The organism is Rathayibacter sp. SD072 (genome assembly GCF_017355185.1).
In the GTDB taxonomy this organism is placed as follows: domain Bacteria; phylum Actinomycetota; class Actinomycetes; order Actinomycetales; family Microbacteriaceae; genus Rathayibacter.
Genome location: NZ_JADILJ010000114.1, coordinates 1 through 319, shown reverse-complemented (window position 1 = coordinate 319; position 319 = coordinate 1). Strand labels below are relative to the sequence as shown.

The following is a 319-nucleotide window of genomic DNA, read 5'->3' as shown; positions in this document are numbered from 1 at the left end:
TCGCCGTCGCTCATCGACGTCCGGAGCTCACCTCCCGGGCGCACGTCCATCGCGTCGACCCGGCAGCGCGTCGGCGCGGGGATCCACCACTGCGCGAACAGCTCGGGGGTGGTCCAGGCCGCCCAGACGGAGGCGCGCGGCGCGCGGAGCACACGGGAGATCTCGAGATCGAGCCTCGGGTCGAAGCCGGTCATGGTGCTGTCCTCTCGTCGGACGGTCGCGGCGTCGCCGGGCGGCGGCGCTCGGGGTCGGCGTGCTCGGGGTCGGCGCGCTCGGAACCGGCGTGCTCGGCGGCCACGCGCTCCAGGCGGTCGGTGCG

1 protein-coding gene is annotated in these 319 nt (G+C 76.2%); it reads right to left on the bottom strand.

Features of this window, described 5'->3' with window-relative positions:
- Nucleotides 1-194 (bottom strand): SRPBCC domain-containing protein (locus IOC53_RS18675; protein WP_207408125.1); only part of this gene is annotated, 194 nt, incomplete at its 3' end.
- Nucleotides 195-319 lie beyond the last annotated feature (125 nt).